A 16,098-nucleotide genomic window follows, 5' to 3' on the forward strand; every position below is an offset into this window, starting at 1 on the left:
AACATAATGCAACCTAAAGTGTATCTGAATGGCAGATTCCTCCCTGCGGAGGAAGCACATGTCTCGGTCATGGATCGTGGTTTTTTATTTGGCGACGGCGTTTATGAGGTGATCCCCTGCTATGGCGGCCGCCTGTTCCGGCTGGCTCACCACCTTGAGCGTCTCGACCATAGTCTTCAGGGCATTAGAATGGCAAACCCCCTGTCGCATCCTGCCTGGCAGGAGATTCTGGAGCGCATGATCGAACAGCTTCCCTCCGGGGATCAATCGGTCTATCTGCAGGTTACACGAGGCGCCAGCGGTAAACGCGATCATGCCATCCCCGGTGAGATCGAACCAACAATTTTCATCATGACCAGCCCTGCGGTCTATGCAGACCCCGCTAAAATAGGCTCGGGGGTAGCAGCGATCACCCTGCAAGACAACCGCTGGCACCGCTGCAACATCAAGGCGATTACACTCCTGGCGAACGTCCTGTTGCGCACCGATGCGGTTGATCAGGGCGCGGCAGAAGCTATTCTGATTCGGGACGGAAAAGCGATGGAGGGGGCAGCCAGTAATCTGTTTATTATTGCTGACGGCATCATTATCACCCCGCGAAAAAGTGAGCACCTGCTGCCCGGTATCACCCGTGACCTGGTTCTTGAGTTGGCATCGGCCAACGACACCCCTTTCAACGAAGCAGAGATCTCTGAACAGCGGCTAAAAGATGCAGATGAGATCTGGTTGACCAGTTCCACCAAAGAGATCATGCCGGTCATTGAACTGGATGGAGTGAGGGTTGGAAACGGCAAACCCGGCCCCATCTTCCTAAAGATGTCCGGTCTATATGCCGACTACAAATCACGACTTCAGGCCGGTACAGTGGAAAATTGACCGAACAGAAACAACTCCATGAGCGAAGAACAAGAGACACTGCTGAAATTCCCCTGCCAATTTTCCGTCAAGGCAATGGGCCTGTCTGCGCCCGACTTCGGCGGACTGATTGTCGAAATAGTCAGCCAACATGTCTCCAACCTCGGAGAGGGAGCAGTCTCTACCCGTGCCAGCAAAAATGGCAAATATGTCTCCATCACCGTTACCTTTGAAGCCACAAGCAAAGCCCAATTGGATGCTATCTATCATGCCCTGACTAATCATGAGCGCGTACTTATGGGCCTCTGACCGTTGAATAAACCCCTCATCGTCAGGCATCTCGGCAGGCGGAACTACCTGCCCGTGTGGAAACAGATGCAGAATTTCACCAACGAAAGAGCACCCCAGACCCCTGATGAGATCTGGCTGGTGGAACATCACCCGATCTTCACCCAGGGCCAAGCAGGTAAACCCGAGCATCTGCTTGATCCCGGCGTTATTCCGGTGATCCAGACCGATCGTGGGGGACAAGTGACTTACCACGGACCCGGGCAGTTGGTCGCCTATCTGATGATCGATCTGCACCGGGTCAGCCTGGGAATCAGGCAACTCGTCACCCTGATAGAGCAGAGTATTATCGACCTACTTAAGGATTACGGCATTGAATCATCAGCCCGCCGGGAAGCCCCAGGTGTTTATGTGGATCAGCGCAAAATAGCCGCCTTGGGCCTAAGAGTCAGACGAGGCTGCAGCTTCCATGGCCTCAGTCTCAATGTGAATATGGACCTGGAGCCTTTCTCACGCATCAATCCCTGTGGCCACCCCGGCCTTGAAGTCACCCAGCTCACGGACTTGGGAGGCCGCTCAGATCTGGAGCATGTTGGTGAGCAACTCGTTAGACACATAGAGGCAAAACTTGGATAGCTTGCTCTCCAGTGCATGTTTTAGTAAATCATCACCTGAACTACACTTTAAAAAAATCACAACCTGACAGATAACACTGGCCGTAACACTAATGAACAAACCCGAAAATATTAATGCCCCCTCCCGTAGTACACCTGAAACCCACCAGCGGGGCAATCAAAAAGTTTCGCGTATTCCAGTGAAGATAGAGCCTACCAGGGTGATGCCACGCAAGCCTGACTGGATCAAGGTGAAACTCCCCACTGGCGATGAGATAAGCCGAATCAAACACATCCTGAGAGAGAGTAATCTCAGCTCAGTCTGTGAAGAGGCAGCCTGCCCCAATCTCGGCGAGTGCTTCACTCACGGCACTGCGACCTTCATGATCATGGGCGATATATGCACCCGCCGCTGCCCTTTCTGCGATGTTGCCCACGGCAAACCACGGCCGCTGGATCAAGATGAACCCACCCAGCTTGCAGCTGCGGTCAACACCATGAAACTGCGTTATGTGGTAATCACTTCCGTAGATAGAGATGACCTGAGGGATGGCGGTGCCGGACACTATACTGCCTGCATCAGCGAACTGCGCAAAACCAATCCCAATCTCAAAATTGAGATTCTGGTACCCGATTTCCGGGGGCGGGAGAAGATTGCACTTGAGCGGTTCGACAACCTTCTGCCGGATGTGTTCAACCATAATCTTGAAACAGTCCCCCGGCTCTATCGTAAAGCCAGGCCAGGCGCCGATTACCCGGGGTCGTTAAGACTTTTGGAGCGGTTCAAACAAAAACATCCAGCAGTGCAGACCAAATCCGGCTTGATGCTGGGTCTTGGAGAAACCCTGGAAGAAGTGGAAGAGGTAATGCGCGACCTGCGCACCCATGGCTGCAATATGCTCACCCTTGGACAGTATCTGCAACCCAGCCGCGATCATCTGCCGGTAGAGTGCTTTGTCACGCCGGAGGAGTTTGATCAGTTGCGACAACGGGGAGAAGCGATGGGGTTTTCTAATGTAGCCAGTGGCCCCATGGTGCGCTCATCCTATCATGCAGACCTTCAGGCCAACCCACTACTGGAAAAAGGAGACGATGACTGATGGAACAGGAGATCATCTCGATACTGAAAACCCTTATTATCCCCCCTAGCGGCCTAGTTCTGCTGGGCCTGAGTTAAGCCGCCGTTTTATAGAAAAATTCATCCTTGTGCTCACCTTGGCGACACTCTATCTGTTCAGCACTGGCTTCAATCTCAGGTGCGCTGATGTCAGGGCTTGAAACGATTGATGCACTCGCGGAAAAAGATATCGAGCTAATCGATGCCCAGGCCATCGTTGTACTGGGTGGAGTACGGCGTACAGCAGCCCCGGAATACGGCGGTGACACGCTTAAAGGCATCCCCCTTCAGCGGGTGCATTATGCTGCCTAGCTGGCCCACAAGACCAGCCTTCCCGTTATTTCGAGTGGTGGCAATCCGCTCAGTGACGGTCCCACTGAAGCGGCAATGATCCGGGAGATTCTAGAGAAAGAGTTCGGCGTAAAAGTGGCTGCAACAGGAGAGCGTAGCTTGGCCATCCTAGAAAATGCCCGCCTGACAAAACCGCTACTGGAGAAGCTGGGCATCAAAAGAGTACTGCTGGGTAACCCATGCCGGGCATATGTTGCGGGCAATGGATGCCTTCGAGCCGACCGGCCTTGTGGTCATTCCCGTACCGATGGGCTTCGCGCACAAAACCTCGACCAACCCGGACACATTCAGAGACTGGCTGCCCAGTGCGAGAAATTTGCACGACAGCAGCTGGGCGATACATGAATACCTTTGCAGACTATGGTATCGAATTCATGGCTGACACAGATGGAATCAATCGTCGTGCCGTCGGTATTCACCCTCAATTATCCGGCTGTGACTTCTGTTCTACTTCTCTTTTAAATCCCTGACTTGGCTGCATCACGCCGGAGCGCTTCAGAAAGGCCAGAATCATTGCGCGACGGATCGGCGGAACCAAGCAGAGAAATCCGAACAGATCGGTAAAAAAGCCGGGGAGCAGCAGCAGGATACCACTGATCAGCAGCAGCAGCCCTTCGAGCATTTCGATGGCAGGGACTTCACCCCGCTCCATACCGGACTTAACCCGCATGGCGATGGAGAACCCCTGCATTCGAACCATCATTCCACCCAACACCGCAGTGAACACGGTTAGAAAGATGGTAGTAAGTGCCCCGATGCGGGAACCCACTTCGATAAGAAAATAGAGTTCTGTCAGCGGGATACCCACAAACAGCAATAGAAAGATAATAGCTGGATTCATGGCCGCAAGCTTACGCCCCGTGATGGCCCGGTACAACCCCGGGCTGCCTATGGCGGTTAGATAAGAAAATGCGTGCTGGAGAGTGCCTTTTCAGAAACGGCACTCTTTTCTCGCAGAAGGGCAAAAAATACTATTTCAGGTAATTTTTGTAACAGTATTGAGTAATCCCATGGATAAGCATTGAACATGAAGTCATTGCCTGCTACGCGTTATATTCATCTTTTGCCGGATAAAAAATGGCAAGTGTGTCTTCGATCTCGTGATGCGTTTTGGGACATCCCAGTTCCCAAAACGTACTCGATCTTCGACAGCCTGTTATTGCCCCGGCCGCCCTGCGTACGTACCGCTTCGCCACACCATCGTTTCACTCGGCGCAAGCTACGCAGCACTCCCACAAATGGCTGGACACCATGTTCAGAAGCCTACTTTACTTCCACTCTTGCACTATCGCACGCCGAGTAAAGCAGTGCAGCCTCACCGGCTACCGGGGACTACCGGCCTTCCTATAGCGATAAACCTGCTTTATAGTTACGGTTTGCTTTTTTTGCACCTACATAAACCCTCCTGTATCTTTCGCAAATGCCAACAGAGATACTTCTGATTTTCTGCACCTGCCCGAACTGGGCCAGTGCAGAACAGATAGCGAACCAGTTGATCGATGATGGGCTTGCCGCCTGCGTCAACATCACAACTCCTGTCACTTCAATCTATCTCTGGCAAAGGAAACGTGAAACTGCAGAAGAACACCTGCTACTGATAAAAACGGTAAAACAGCGGTATCCCGAGCTAGAGCGAGCCATTACCGCCCTCCATCCTTATGAACTTCCAGAGATCGTCGCTGTCCCTGTAGCACAGGGGCTTCAGGGCTATCTCCACTGGGTTGAACAATGCACAAAAGAAAAAAACTAATCACTATATTATCGATACTGCTGCTCCCTCTTCTCTCTCTCTTGGCCGGCACAGCCGCTGCCCAGGCAGAAGAAGAGTATCTGCTGCCGGAGCAGGCCTTTAAGGTTTCAGCCAATGAGGATGGCCCCGATGCAGTGGTGGTCAAATGGGAAATTGCCGACGACTACTATCTCTATAGAAATAAATTCAAATTCAGCACCGAGAGTCGCGACATCACTCTGGAACCGGGAGAGTTCCCAGCGGGCAAGGTCAAGCACGATGAATTCTTTGGCGATATGGAGGTCTATCGCAAACAGGTATCCATCCGCCTGCCGATCAAACGCAACCCGGGAGACGGCAATACACTGCAGCTAAAAACCATTTCCCAGGGCTGTGCAGACGCAGGCCTCTGCTATCCCCCTCACACCCAGAAAGTAACGATCCAACTGGCACAGCTGGCCCCAGCCTCAGGTTCAGCACTCGGCGCACTGGCCAGCTTGAGCGAAAAACTGGGTCTGGATGAAGAAGAGAGAGAAATACTCACGCCGGAAGAGGCCTATAAATTCTCCGCCAGCGTCGAGGCACCGGATCGTCTGCAACTTTTGTGGCAGATTGCCGACGGCACCTATCTCTACCAGGACAAGATAAAGGTCAAGCTGGTCAGTGGTGATGGCGTAGCACTGGGTGAATACCAGTTGCCGGAGCCAGAGATCAAAAAGGATGCCATACAGCCGGATGGTTCCATTGGAGACCTGGCCGTTTATCACCGTGAGATAACCCTTCCGATACCATTGATTCGCAGCAGTACCGGGGCCACAGGGATCGAGCTTCAGGTCGGCTATCAAGGGTGTGCAGAGATAGGGATCTGCTATCCTCCACAAAAACAGAACGTCAAACTCAACCTGCCAACCGCATTAGCCGCAACCACTGCACTCTCGCCATTGGAGCAAGCCCAGCAAGCCGTTGAAGCGGTAGAGCCGCCTGCAACCCAATCCAGACAAACTACCACCTCTGATGAACCTCAGTCTGAAATGGACCAGATTGTATCGACCCTGGCGGGGAGTAGTACCTGGCTCGTTATCGCCAGCTTCTTCGGCTTTGGTCTGCTACTGTCGTTGACACCCTGTGTCTTCCCAATGATTCCGATCCTCGCCGGAATCATTGCCGGCCACGGCACGAAAGTCACAACATCCAGGGCCTTCATACTCTCTCTGGTTTATGTCCTTGCCATGTCGGTCACCTATACAGTGGCAGGTGTGCTGGCAGGGCTGTTTGGGCAAAACCTTCAGGCCGCATTCCAGAACCCCTGGATACTCTCCACATTTGCCGTGGTTTTCGTTCTGCTCGCCCTCTCGATGTTTGGCTTCTATGAACTGCAACTACCAAGCCGCTGGCAGAGCAAACTGAGTGATACCAGCAATCGACAGAAAGGGGGGAGCCTTACCGGCGTTGCCATCATGGGTTTCCTCTCAGCACTCATTGTCGGCCCCTGTGTAGCCCCTCCACTTGCTGGAGCTCTGGTCTATATCGGTCAGACCGGTAATGCCGCACTGGGAGGTATGGCGCTGTTCGCGCTGGCTATGGGCATGGGAGCACCTCTACTGATCATTGGCACATCAGCTGGTAAGCTGCTACCCTGTGCAGGCACCTGGATGGACAGAATCAAAGCGGTGTTCGGGGTCGGAATGCTGGCGGTCGCCATCATTCTACTTGAGCGCATCTTGCCTCCAGCCATCGCCATGCTGCTCTGGGGAGCCTTGTTGATTGTCAGCGCAATCTACTTGGGTGCGCTGCATCAGCTACCGGTTGAAGCTTCCGGCTGGGACCGCTTCTGGAAGGGCCTGGGCGTGGTCATATTGATCTATGGCGCCCTGATGCTGATAGGCGCCGCTGCAGGCGGGAAAGACACGGTCCAGCCCCTGCGCGGAGTCAGTGCCTTTTCAGGGGGAACGGCTTCTGAAGCGGCTCATCTGCAATTCAAGCGAATCAAAAGTGTCGATGACCTGAAACGGGAGGTGGCAGTTGCCAGTGCAGCAGGCAAACCCGTCATGCTGGATTTCTATGCCGACTGGTGTGTCTCCTGCAAAGAGATGGAACGCTATACATTCTCCGATCCGGCAGTCATCTCGGCACTGAGCAATTTTATCCTTCTGCAGGCGGATGTCACAGCCAATGACGAGGTGGATAATGCCCTGCTACAGGGACATTTTGGCCTACCTGGCCCACCCAGCATTATGTTCTACGGCCGTGATGGCCAGGAAAGACGAGGCTACCGGGTTGTCGGTTTCATGGAAGCCGATGAATTTACCAGCCACGTCAGGAAAGCAGGGCAATGAGATATTACCGCTATCTGCTGACGCTCCTTCTATCCAGCCTGCTTATCCTCTCCGGATGCGATAGCAGTAGTGGAAAAGTACAGCTGGCCGGAGGTGGAGATGAGACGCTCTCCGAGTTTAGTTTTACCGATCTGGAAGGCAAGGTCCGCAACAGCAAGGAGTGGGCAGACAAGGTCCTGGTCGTTAACTTCTGGGCCACCTGGTGTCCTCCCTGTCGCAAGGAGATGCCTCTGTTCGTTGACACCCAGAAAAAATATGCCGTCAAAGGAGTGCAGTTTGTCGGTATTGCCATAGACAACCCCCACATGGTGCAGGATTTTTATGACGTTTACGGTATAAATTTTCCGGTACTTATCGGTGATGCAGAAGCAATCAAACTCTCCAACAGCATGGGCAACCGCTTCGACTCTCTGCCATTCACCGCCATCTATGATCGCGATGGAAACAAACAGTATATTCAGGCTGGAGAGATCACTGCTGAAACCCTTGAAAAACAGCTGAAAACGCTATTGTAATGACGACAGGCCGGATCTATAGCGTTCCAATTCATCCGCTAGCAGCGACACCAACTCAGCCAACTGCTGATAAACCAGTCTCAAATCGGAGAACCGGTTATCCTTCCCAGCCTGCTCCAACTGATTGACCAGCGCCACTGCATCTGTCGATGAAAAATAGGCCAGATTGCTTTTAAATATGTGCGCACTCGCCATCAGGGCAACGGCATCCTGATTCTCTATGGCTGATTTCAGTTCTGCCATCAGAATAGGGTAACGCCCATGGAACAGACTAATCACTTCATGTAACAACACCTCATCTCCACCAGTATGAAGTAGTGCCTGTTCCAGGCTCCAAAGTCTGTCAACAGCAGCAACATTGCACAACACAGCAGCTGTCGGCCCTGAACTCTCTCCGTCCAAACCTTCGCCTGTAGTGAGCCACTGCATCAATTTGCCGACCAAATCGTTAAATTGCATGGGCTTCGAAAGATAATCATTCATCCCTGAGTCCAGGCATTTCCCTTCATCATTTGCTGGCGCATTGGTGGTGACTGCTTCCCGTCCATGGGTTGCACTATCAGCCTCTACGCCCATTCGCTTCAGCATGGAGAGCTCAACACTCCGATTAATCGGGTCATCACCCACTAACAGAATACTCTTGCTTACGCAGACCGGAAAATTCATCCCCATCGACCAGCCCGGCTGGTAAATTACGCTCCACACCAGAAACTGCCGGAAACGGCTAATGCGGCCTCGCTTTTTCCAACTCGATAGTAAACCAGAAACAGGCTCCCTGAACCTCAACGCTGTCAACACCTTATACCCACACCTATATCTTTTAGTGATAATTTTATCCACTGCCATTCGGCTAAGTTATTGAGTAGTTCAAGGCTGGCTACCACACTACCGCTTTCGGTGAATTTAACCGCGTTAGAAACTAGGTTCGTCAATACCTGACGGATACGTGTAGGATCACCCCGCAGCCTGCAATTAATATTTCCTGGAATAGAGCAGATAAGCTCAAGGCGTTTACCTTTTGCTTGCTCGCTAAACAGAGCATTAACATGCTTTTGCGAGCTAACACAGATCACAAGGAACACTCTCCAGTTTCCCCACCTCTATTTTTGAGAAGTCGAGTGTATCGTTAATTATATACAGGAGTACACCGGAGGATTTAATGGCAATGCCCAGCAACGTACTCTGCTCCTTACTCAACTCCTGTTCATCCAGGAACGACAGCACCCCAATCAGCCCGTTCATAGGCGTCCTGATTTCGTGACTCATATTTGCCAGAAATTCACTTTTCTCCCTGGTCACCTCCAGCGCCTTATCCCTCTGCACTTCAAATTCTACCGTTCCCTCCTTGATCAATCTTTCGGGATGGTATTGAATATGCCTACCAACCTACCGGCTTCGTCACCAGTTTCAGCTCTGAGTGAATAATCCTGATTCCTTGATATATTTCTTGCCGTATTCGGATAAACTGAGAATGGGCCCTATGATAATCTGCTGCGTTCGGCTTGCAAAAAAATAGATAACCATTTAAAGAATCACATCGATCATTACCGTTACTATGCAGTATGACAATAAAGAGTCTCCCCAGCGCGTCTCATTAGTGAGAGCCGGATTAACATTGTGCTGTTGGCCATTGACCCAGGAATAGAGGGCTGATCTATTTTTCTCTAGAATACTGGGAATATTCGTATCCCGCCCGGTACCGTGCGTTAACGCCTCTGCCTGCAAATAGGCATCAGATTTAATAGCGGGCAAAAAGCCTGCTGTCCCCCCAAATAGATGGCAGCAGCGATAACATCGTCATCTGCCCTGAATGCGGCAAGAATATCCTCTGCCGACACAGGGTCCTGAAACACAACGACAGCTCCACCATTGGTAGCAGCGGCATCAGAAAGCACATCCACTAGGTCTCCAGCCCGGCTTCAACGCTAACCCTCAGCGTGTGCGTGGTAGCATCGTACTCTGGCAACACATCATCGATGCAGCCGGTTGCCACCGGCTCGCCATCCATTCACAGCTCGCGCGCTACCCCGGCGCGAATACCCCGGGCGCGTTGTCCATTGGCTCAGCGGTCGATCAGGCCCAGCTCGGAGGTATCGGCTCCACTCTCCAGGCTGGCCCGGCAGCGTGGCAGCGTGGCAGCGTGGCAGCGTGGCAGCGGGAATGTAGACGGTCAGCTCCGCCAAGCGGGCACCGCACCCTGTATATCATTGGCAGCGATCGGGAGAGGTAACGGTACAGGTTGAGCAGGAGGCAAGCAGTGTTGTTTAACCTCTGGGCAGATCTCACCGGGCTATGACTCACGCAAGCGCCGCTGCCGGCACCTGAATACCCGCCAACACAAAACTATTCTCGTAGCAGAAGTGCCTAGGGCTGAGTTGGAAAGCGGTTAAGCGAGGACTGGCAGGTAGAACAGAGATCAGCCCAACACGTATAGGTGTTGATGAGGCGACCTTCAAGAAACGCCATGATTATGCAATCTTATCAGACCAGGATGCAGGTACAGTGCCACACGTGGGCAGTGACCGCAAAAAGGCGACGCTCAAAACACATGGTACGAAAGTCTGACAGAGGAGCAGCGGAAAGCGGTAGAAAGTGTCTCCATGGATATGTGGCCAGCCTTTATCAATGCCACACTGAAAAGCTTGCCTAGAGTTGAAGAGAAGATTGCCTTTGATAAACTCCATGTCACCAAGTATCTCGGTGAAGCAGTAGACAAGGTAGGCCGCCAAGAGCACAAAGCGCTGATGGCTATGAGGGCCTTAAAGGCAGCCAGTATGACTGGCTCTACAACCCGGAGAATATGACGCGCAGACCGAAATTGCGGTTCAAGGCGCTACGTGACAGCACGCTGAAGACTGTCCGTGCCTAGGTGATCAAAGAGTTTGCCATGTCACTCTGGCACTATGCCCGCAAGAAAAGGCTGGGAGCGGTGGCTGTCATAGACAATAGGCAGTGCGCAGTGGCCTGGAGCCAATCAAGAAAGTGGCGGGAGCAATCAAGGATCGTCTGTGGGGAATATTGAACGCTGTTGTTTTGGAAGTAAGTAATGGTCCGGCAGAAGGTCTCAACAGCCGAATCAAGATGATCAAGGTGCGTAGCAGAGGCTTCCGCAACAAGAAGCGGTTTGCCAGTGCAATCTACTTCCACCTTGGAGGGCTGAATCTTTATCCTGAGGGAGTGGTTGGGTGATACTTACCCTCTCGATTAGGGGAAGAGCCTTTTTTTTCATAAGCATATTTTTCACGGCAATTCAGTTAATCAACCTCTTAGGATTAATACACTCGGTGCTAAATCGGGCGCTTGCCATCGCCGTGCTATTCCTAGAAATTATATTCCCTCTCTCTGAGGGAATTATCAGTGCAATAAAATAAATCAAACAGATCAAGCCCAATTATCAGGAACACACTGAAATCGAACTGCTTCGATCTTGTGGGTAAATGAGCTAAAATCTAGACATATCCAGCTATTTCAGTCAGAATTCAGCGATTCATTCGATGATCCGCGCAGCGCTAGAGCCTGCCACCTTGTCAGGGCAACGAAAATAATGGCGACTATCCTGGTACTAAACGGCCCAAACCTGAACCTGCTGGGGACTCGTGAACCGGAAGTCTATGGCCATGGCACCCTGGAAAGCATCAGTACACGCCTGACAATGCTGTGTCGAAGCGCAGGTCATGAACTGGTCTTTACCCAAAGCAATGCAGAGCATGAATTAATAGAGCAGATCCACCAAGCGACTAACCAAAAGGTTGCTTTTATTATATTCAACCCGGCCGCATTCACCCACACCAGCGTTGCACTGCGTGACGCGCTGCTGGGTGTCGGCATCCCCTTTATTGAAGTACACCTCTCCAACATACATGCCCGGGAGGCCTTTAGAAAACACTCCTATTTTTCCGATATCGCCGAAGGCGTCATCAGCGGTCTTGGGGTTCAGAGCTATGAACTCGCCCTTTCAGCCGCACTGACCCGAGTCGGCGGTTAGCCACAGAACAAGAGAACAGACAACATGGACATCAGAAAAGTAAAAAAGCTGATCGAACTGATTGAAGAGTCCGACATTGCCGAAATCGAGATACATGAAGGCGAAGAGTCCGTGCGTATCAGCCGGGCCAGTGCCATCGCTCCCGTTGTCGCCATGACGGCTCCGACAGCAGCCCCCTCTGCCGCAGCACTTGCCACTCCAGCCGCCACCGAAGAGACAGTGGAAGAAATCACAGGCCATCAGATCAAATCGCCGATGGTGGGCACCTTTTACGAAGCATCCTCCCCCGGCGCCAAACCGTTTGTCGAAGTAGGCCAACACGTCAACAGTGGTGAAACCCTCTGTATTATCGAGGCAATGAAGATTCTCAATCAGATTGAGAACGATAAATCCGGGATCGTGAAGAGAATCCTGGTGGAGAACGGCCAGCCCGTGGAATACAACGAGCCCCTGTTCATCATTGAGTAAAGGTCCCTACAGATCATGATTGCAAAAATCGTCATTGCCAACCGGGGCGAAATCGCCCTCCGTATACTTCGCGCCTGTAAAGAGCTCGGCATCAAAAGCGTGGCTGTCCACTCAGAGGCCGATCGGGACCTGAAACACGTACGGCTTGCAGATGAGACAGTCTGTATCGGCCCCGCACCCTCAACCGAGAGCTACCTGCAAGTACCATCCATCATCAGCGCGGCCGAAGTGACCGACGCAAATGCCATCCACCCTGGCTACGGTTTTCTGTCAGAGAATGCCGATTTTGCAGAGAGAGTGGAGGAGAGCGGTTTTATTTTCATCGGTCCAAAACCAGAGACCATCCGCATCATGGGGGATAAAATTGCCGCCATTGAAGCGATGAAAAAAGCTGGCGTACCCTGCGTCCTAGGATCAGACGGCCCTCTTGATAGTAACAACGAACGCACCCTGCAACTGGCCCAGGAGATCGGTTACCCGGTTATCATCAAAGCCTCTGGTGGCGGTGGCGGCCGCGGCATGCGTGTCGTCCATTCAGAGGCCGCTCTGCTCAATGCCATCTCACTCACCAAAGCCGAAGCAGGGGCCGCCTTTGGCAATGATGTCGTGTATATGGAGAAATACCTCGAGAACCCTCGCCATGTAGAGTTTCAGGTACTGGCCGATACCCATGGCAATGCCATCCACCTGTGCGAACGTGACTGCTCGATGCAGCGCCGACACCAGAAAGTGGTAGAAGAGGCACCTGCTCCTGGTATCACGGAAGAGATGCGCCAGGCATTGGGAGAGCGTTGTGCAGAGGCCTGCCGGCAGATCGGCTACCGCGGGGCAGGCACCTTTGAGTTCCTGTTTGAAAACGATGAATTCTACTTCATTGAGATGAACACCCGTATCCAGGTCGAACACCCGGTCACCGAGATGATCACCGGTGTCGATATCGTCAAGGAGCAACTACTTATCGCCAACGGCGATGAACTCAACTACAAACAAAGCGACATTAAAATTCACGGCCATGCAATAGAGTGCAGAATAAATGCTGAAGATCCCAAAACCTTCATGCCTTCACCCGGCGACATCACTCATCTCCATATTCCCGGAGGCCCGGGTATTCGGGTGGATACCCATATCTATGACGGCTACAGGGTACCGCCTTATTATGACTCGATGATCGGCAAACTGATTGCCCATGGAGAGACACGGAATTCGGCACTTGCACGCATGCGCACGGCACTCTCCGAAATGATTATCGATGGCATTAAAACCAATATCCCGCTGCAGCAGGAGATCATGAAAGATTGCGTCTTTGAAGCCGGCGGCGCCAACATCCACTACCTAGAGAAGAAACTGGGCCTCTAGTCAATGTCTTGGATCCAGGCACACCTCAACACCAATAAAGAGAAAGCACCGCTGATCGAACTGCTGTTCGAAAATATGGGGGCACTCTCCATCACCCTTCATGATGCAGAAGATGAACCTCTGCTGGAACCAAAGCCCGGAGAGTTGCCACTCAGGAAGCAGACCCGTGTTACCGGCCTGTTCAGTGGAGAAACCAAACCGGACGCAATGCCATTGACCAGACGCTCAACAGCGAGGTCACCAGGCAGCTGGAGCGCCTGGAAGACTAGGTGTAGGAGCATGCGTGGATCCATAATTTTTACCCAATGGCGTTTGGCGAAAAACTCTGGATCTGTCCTGCGGGTGAGACACCGCCAGGTGCCGATGCCATCATAGTGGAACTGGACCCAGGCCTTGCCTTCGGAACCGGCACGCACCCGACCACAGCACTCTGCCTGGAGTGGCTGGATGGCACAACGCTGAAGAACAAGGCCATTATCGACTTTGGCTGTGAATCAGGCATTCTCTCCATTGCTGCACTCAGGCTTAGAGCAAAAGAGGCGATCGCCATTGATCACGACACTCAGGCACTGAAAGCCACCACAGCAAATGCAGAAAAAACGGCATGCTCGAACGACCAAGCATTGTCCTAGGCAGAGACATACCGCAACAGAGTGCAGATATCGTTGTCGCCAACATACTTGCAGGCACGCTGATTGGCCTGCAACCACAACTGGCAACCCACACTAGGCCCGGAGGCAATATCATACTGTCAGGGATTCTTGCCGAACTGGCGGAAGCCGTATCCCAGGCCTTCACCGGCGCTTTTCACATGCAACCGCCAAAGCAGCTGGATGATTGGGTGCTACTTGAAAGCAGGCGTCGTCAGCAATAACCGGATTAACCCCAACAGCAGGATTTTGCCAGACCGTGTACACCCAATGCCCACACTGCCAAACACTTTTCTGCATCCGGGAGGAACAACTCAGGGCTGCAGACGGCCAAGCACACTGTTGCCAGTGCGGCAGTGTGTTCAATGCATTGAAAAACCTGCGCGAATACCCGAATGAGCAGGAAGTCTGGCCGGAACCAAGCCAGATCGATGGCATGTCGGCCCAGCAAAACCTGCCATTGGATGAGCTATCCTACCCTCTCGACAGCCATAAGGAAGCGGTACTCAATAACCTCACCGATCTGCTCAAGGCACTGGAGAGTGACAATGTGCAGCACCTCTTGGAGGATAAAGAACAAGAAACAGGAGATACCAGAGAGCAGAGCGAGAGTGAGATCAATGCCACCGATCCCGACAGCTTCCCGATTGACCTCGGGCCTGACCCGGAACTCTCGTTTCCAACCATTGAATCCAGAGTTGGCAACCGACCGGAAAACCATCTGGAGACACCACTCGGCGAGCAGACATCCTCACCATTCGGCAGTGATGATGCCATCTTTCCCATTTATGAGAGTGAAGTTGGAAATGGCGAACAAGAGCCCAGCGAAACGTCTATTTTGGATTATGATGGTACAGCAGCACCTTCAGATAAGATCGCTGACGAAGTGGCATCTCAGCAGACAATATCGACTGAGAAAAAAACCCTTCCATTCGACCTCCCGGAAAACTTGCCCGACATTCCACCCAGCGATGCAGCTCTCTCTCTGAGCCGGAAACTTGGCAGCAACAGTGGGGAAAAAAGCGGCACCCTAGGCTGGTCTTTGATAATCATCGCCCTCCTGATCGTTGCACTGGGGCAAGCCGCCTGGTTTGGCCGTGAACACCTAATTCGATATCCAGAAGGACGCCAGCTGCTTCAATTTGCCTGCAACTACGCCAATTGTCAGCTACCTCTGGTTAAAGCAACGGAAAAAATCACCATCATAAGCCGCTCGATCAATACCCACCCGGATGCAAAAGGGGTCCTGCTGGTACTGGTGACATTCGTCAACAGATCAGCCTATCCACAACCCTATCCGCACCTCCAGCTCACACTGTTTGGCAGCAATGACCAACTTGCAGCCCGTCGCATTTTTCAGACATCCGAATACCTAAAAAATCAAGCTGACACCACCCAGCCGCTGCAGCCGAACCAGATCATCCAGGTAGAAATGGCAGTGAAAGATCCCGGTGAAAACGTTACCGGGTTTAAATTCGATTTCCTGTAACTTCAGAATAGGTCCGCAAAGAATTAGTGCCGTTGATAACTTACAATCCTAGATTTAGAGGTCCCCGCAATTTCCCATTCCTCGCCCTAACCTCAATTTAGAAAGCTTACGGGGTTTGCCTCCCCCTCATTTCATCGTAGGATGGCTAGCCTTTCCAAAAAATTACTCAACATACTCGGCGTTTGACTCAGAACATGCGTATTGGCCCGTACCAATTTGGATAACAATCTGCTTGTGGCACCCATAGCCAGTGTTACCGACCATCCTTTCCGTACACCCCACAGAAAACTTGGCCCAGGTATGGTCGTCATCCAACTCTGCACTCTGGAGAGCATCAGGGAGCAT

At 52.2% G+C, this 16,098-nt stretch carries 21 protein-coding genes and 2 pseudogenes; 18 read left to right on the forward strand and 5 right to left on the reverse strand.

The genetic code is table 11. The features are described from left to right. The first annotated feature begins 6 nt into the window (after positions 1 to 6). The 6 genes from MN084_RS17565 to MN084_RS20065 all read left to right on the forward strand — a co-directional run bounded on the left by MN084_RS17565 (position 7) and on the right by MN084_RS20065 (position 3,607). Complete coding sequence (locus MN084_RS17565) at positions 7 to 876, forward strand: D-amino acid aminotransferase (protein WP_241085566.1); 870 nt, start codon at positions 7 to 9, stop codon at positions 874 to 876. A gap of 18 nt (positions 877 to 894) precedes the next feature. Beyond that, positions 895 to 1,164 (forward strand): YbeD family protein, encoded by a 270-nt coding sequence (locus MN084_RS17570; RefSeq protein ID WP_241085565.1) that lies wholly within the window; start codon positions 895 to 897, stop codon positions 1,162 to 1,164. A gap of 3 nt (positions 1,165 to 1,167) precedes the next feature. Beyond that, positions 1,168 to 1,779 carry a lipoyl(octanoyl) transferase LipB gene (lipB, locus tag MN084_RS17575; RefSeq protein ID WP_241085564.1) on the forward strand — a complete coding sequence of 204 codons (612 nt, stop codon included), beginning with the start codon at positions 1,168 to 1,170 and terminating at the stop codon, positions 1,777 to 1,779. 91 nt (positions 1,780 to 1,870) lie between these two features. Further along, positions 1,871 to 2,857 (forward strand): lipoyl synthase, encoded by a 987-nt coding sequence (gene lipA / locus MN084_RS17580; protein ID WP_241085563.1) that lies wholly within the window; start codon positions 1,871 to 1,873, stop codon positions 2,855 to 2,857. Between the two features lie 104 nt (positions 2,858 to 2,961). Next, on the forward strand, positions 2,962 to 3,186 hold the full coding sequence (locus MN084_RS17585; protein ID WP_241085562.1) for a hypothetical protein: 225 nt from the start codon (positions 2,962 to 2,964) through the stop codon (positions 3,184 to 3,186). 241 nt (positions 3,187 to 3,427) lie between these two features. Next, the gene (locus MN084_RS20065; RefSeq protein WP_445083985.1) at positions 3,428 to 3,607 is read left to right on the forward strand and encodes a hypothetical protein; all 180 of its coding nucleotides are present in this window, start codon (positions 3,428 to 3,430) and stop codon (positions 3,605 to 3,607) included. Between the two features lie 39 nt (positions 3,608 to 3,646). Here the strand turns inward: MN084_RS20065 and MN084_RS17595 are convergent, their stop codons facing one another. Beyond that, entirely contained in the window at positions 3,647 to 4,066 is a 420-nt protein-coding gene (locus MN084_RS17595; protein ID WP_241085560.1) for an FxsA family protein, read from the reverse strand. A 651-nt stretch (positions 4,067 to 4,717) separates the two neighbouring features. Here MN084_RS17595 and cutA point away from each other — a divergent pair. From cutA to MN084_RS17610, 3 genes are read left to right on the forward strand one after another with little or no spacing between them, the layout of a single operon-like run. After that, positions 4,718 to 4,975, forward strand: coding sequence for a divalent-cation tolerance protein CutA (gene cutA, locus MN084_RS17600; RefSeq protein WP_330178216.1), 258 nt, complete (start codon positions 4,718 to 4,720; stop codon positions 4,973 to 4,975). Next, positions 4,954 to 7,290 carry a protein-disulfide reductase DsbD gene (locus MN084_RS17605; RefSeq protein ID WP_241085558.1) on the forward strand — a complete coding sequence of 779 codons (2,337 nt, stop codon included), beginning with the start codon at positions 4,954 to 4,956 and terminating at the stop codon, positions 7,288 to 7,290. Before cutA ends, MN084_RS17605 begins: the two co-directional genes overlap by 22 nt. Beyond that, positions 7,287 to 7,805, forward strand: coding sequence for a TlpA family protein disulfide reductase (locus MN084_RS17610; RefSeq protein ID WP_241085557.1), 519 nt, complete (start codon positions 7,287 to 7,289; stop codon positions 7,803 to 7,805). The genes MN084_RS17605 and MN084_RS17610 overlap by 4 nt, the downstream gene beginning before the upstream one ends. Here MN084_RS17610 and MN084_RS17615 read toward each other — a convergent pair. The 4 genes from MN084_RS17615 to MN084_RS17625 all read right to left on the reverse strand — a co-directional run bounded on the left by MN084_RS17615 (position 7,797) and on the right by MN084_RS17625 (position 9,706). Further along, the gene (locus MN084_RS17615; RefSeq protein WP_330178217.1) at positions 7,797 to 8,477 is read right to left on the reverse strand and encodes a hypothetical protein; all 681 of its coding nucleotides are present in this window, start codon (positions 8,475 to 8,477) and stop codon (positions 7,797 to 7,799) included. The two genes, MN084_RS17610 and MN084_RS17615, sit on opposite strands and share 9 nt — an antisense overlap. Before the next feature lie 119 nt (positions 8,478 to 8,596). Beyond that, positions 8,597 to 8,887: a sensor histidine kinase gene (locus MN084_RS20070; RefSeq protein WP_445083855.1), complete on the reverse strand. Its 291-nt coding sequence runs from the start codon at positions 8,885 to 8,887 to the stop codon at positions 8,597 to 8,599. Beyond that, positions 8,865 to 9,128 (reverse strand): histidine kinase dimerization/phospho-acceptor domain-containing protein, encoded by a 264-nt coding sequence (locus MN084_RS17620; protein WP_330178218.1) that lies wholly within the window; start codon positions 9,126 to 9,128, stop codon positions 8,865 to 8,867. Before MN084_RS17620 ends, MN084_RS20070 begins: the two co-directional genes overlap by 23 nt. A gap of 383 nt (positions 9,129 to 9,511) precedes the next feature. Continuing rightward, complete coding sequence (locus tag MN084_RS17625; protein WP_241085554.1) at positions 9,512 to 9,706, reverse strand: CHASE sensor domain-containing protein; 195 nt, start codon at positions 9,704 to 9,706, stop codon at positions 9,512 to 9,514. 378 nt (positions 9,707 to 10,084) lie between these two features. On the opposite strand from MN084_RS17625, the gene MN084_RS20075 reads away from it, so the two are divergent. From MN084_RS20075 to MN084_RS17665, 9 genes and pseudogenes are all read left to right on the forward strand, one after another. Continuing rightward, complete coding sequence (locus tag MN084_RS20075; protein WP_445083986.1) at positions 10,085 to 10,195, forward strand: transposase family protein; 111 nt, start codon at positions 10,085 to 10,087, stop codon at positions 10,193 to 10,195. A gap of 162 nt (positions 10,196 to 10,357) precedes the next feature. Next, positions 10,358 to 10,609: pseudogene (locus MN084_RS17630) on the forward strand (transposase); the annotation flags it as partial. Between the two features lie 148 nt (positions 10,610 to 10,757). Then, a complete protein-coding gene (locus tag MN084_RS17635; protein WP_241085552.1) occupies positions 10,758 to 10,994 on the forward strand; it encodes a transposase in 237 nt (78 codons plus the stop codon). A 355-nt stretch (positions 10,995 to 11,349) separates the two neighbouring features. Further along, complete coding sequence (gene aroQ, locus MN084_RS17640; RefSeq protein ID WP_241085551.1) at positions 11,350 to 11,790, forward strand: type II 3-dehydroquinate dehydratase; 441 nt, start codon at positions 11,350 to 11,352, stop codon at positions 11,788 to 11,790. A 24-nt stretch (positions 11,791 to 11,814) separates the two neighbouring features. After that, complete coding sequence (gene accB, locus MN084_RS17645; RefSeq protein ID WP_241085550.1) at positions 11,815 to 12,258, forward strand: acetyl-CoA carboxylase biotin carboxyl carrier protein; 444 nt, start codon at positions 11,815 to 11,817, stop codon at positions 12,256 to 12,258. Between the two features lie 15 nt (positions 12,259 to 12,273). Further along, positions 12,274 to 13,614, forward strand: a complete 1,341-nt coding sequence (accC, locus tag MN084_RS17650; protein WP_241085549.1) for an acetyl-CoA carboxylase biotin carboxylase subunit — start codon at positions 12,274 to 12,276, stop codon at positions 13,612 to 13,614. Between the two features lie 3 nt (positions 13,615 to 13,617). Further along, a complete protein-coding gene (locus MN084_RS17655) occupies positions 13,618 to 13,989 on the forward strand; it encodes a 50S ribosomal protein L11 methyltransferase (RefSeq protein ID WP_277400127.1) in 372 nt (123 codons plus the stop codon). Beyond that, positions 13,920 to 14,488 (forward strand): annotated as a pseudogene (gene prmA, locus MN084_RS17660) (50S ribosomal protein L11 methyltransferase). Before MN084_RS17655 ends, prmA begins: the two are co-directional and overlap by 70 nt. Before the next feature lie 35 nt (positions 14,489 to 14,523). Then, a complete protein-coding gene (locus MN084_RS17665) occupies positions 14,524 to 15,753 on the forward strand; it encodes a zinc-ribbon and DUF3426 domain-containing protein (RefSeq protein WP_330178219.1) in 1,230 nt (409 codons plus the stop codon). Positions 15,754 to 16,098: the final 345 nt, after the last annotated feature.

The sequence above is a fragment of the Candidatus Vondammii sp. HM_W22 genome (assembly GCF_022530855.2).
GTDB lineage: Bacteria > Pseudomonadota > Gammaproteobacteria > Chromatiales > Chromatiaceae > Vondammii.

What these genes read in the sequence shown, in the direction of transcription:
- MN084_RS17565 (WP_241085566.1), top strand. Translation starts at nt 7, where the DNA reads ATGCAACCTAAAGTGTATCTGAATGGCAGATTCCTCCCTGCGGAGGAA.
- MN084_RS17570 (WP_241085565.1), top strand. Translation starts at nt 895, where the DNA reads ATGAGCGAAGAACAAGAGACACTGCTGAAATTCCCCTGCCAATTTTCC.
- lipA (WP_241085563.1), top strand. Translation starts at nt 1,871, where the DNA reads ATGAACAAACCCGAAAATATTAATGCCCCCTCCCGTAGTACACCTGAA.
- MN084_RS20065 (WP_445083985.1), top strand. Translation starts at nt 3,428, where the DNA reads ATGGATGCCTTCGAGCCGACCGGCCTTGTGGTCATTCCCGTACCGATG.
- MN084_RS17595 (WP_241085560.1), bottom strand. Translation starts at nt 4,066, where the DNA reads ATGAATCCAGCTATTATCTTTCTATTGCTGTTTGTGGGTATCCCGCTG.
- MN084_RS17605 (WP_241085558.1), top strand. Translation starts at nt 4,954, where the DNA reads ATGCACAAAAGAAAAAAACTAATCACTATATTATCGATACTGCTGCTC.
- MN084_RS17610 (WP_241085557.1), top strand. Translation starts at nt 7,287, where the DNA reads ATGAGATATTACCGCTATCTGCTGACGCTCCTTCTATCCAGCCTGCTT.
- MN084_RS17615 (WP_330178217.1), bottom strand. Translation starts at nt 8,477, where the DNA reads ATGGGGATGAATTTTCCGGTCTGCGTAAGCAAGAGTATTCTGTTAGTG.
- aroQ (WP_241085551.1), top strand. Translation starts at nt 11,350, where the DNA reads ATGGCGACTATCCTGGTACTAAACGGCCCAAACCTGAACCTGCTGGGG.
- accB (WP_241085550.1), top strand. Translation starts at nt 11,815, where the DNA reads ATGGACATCAGAAAAGTAAAAAAGCTGATCGAACTGATTGAAGAGTCC.
- accC (WP_241085549.1), top strand. Translation starts at nt 12,274, where the DNA reads ATGATTGCAAAAATCGTCATTGCCAACCGGGGCGAAATCGCCCTCCGT.
- MN084_RS17655 (WP_277400127.1), top strand. Translation starts at nt 13,618, where the DNA reads ATGTCTTGGATCCAGGCACACCTCAACACCAATAAAGAGAAAGCACCG.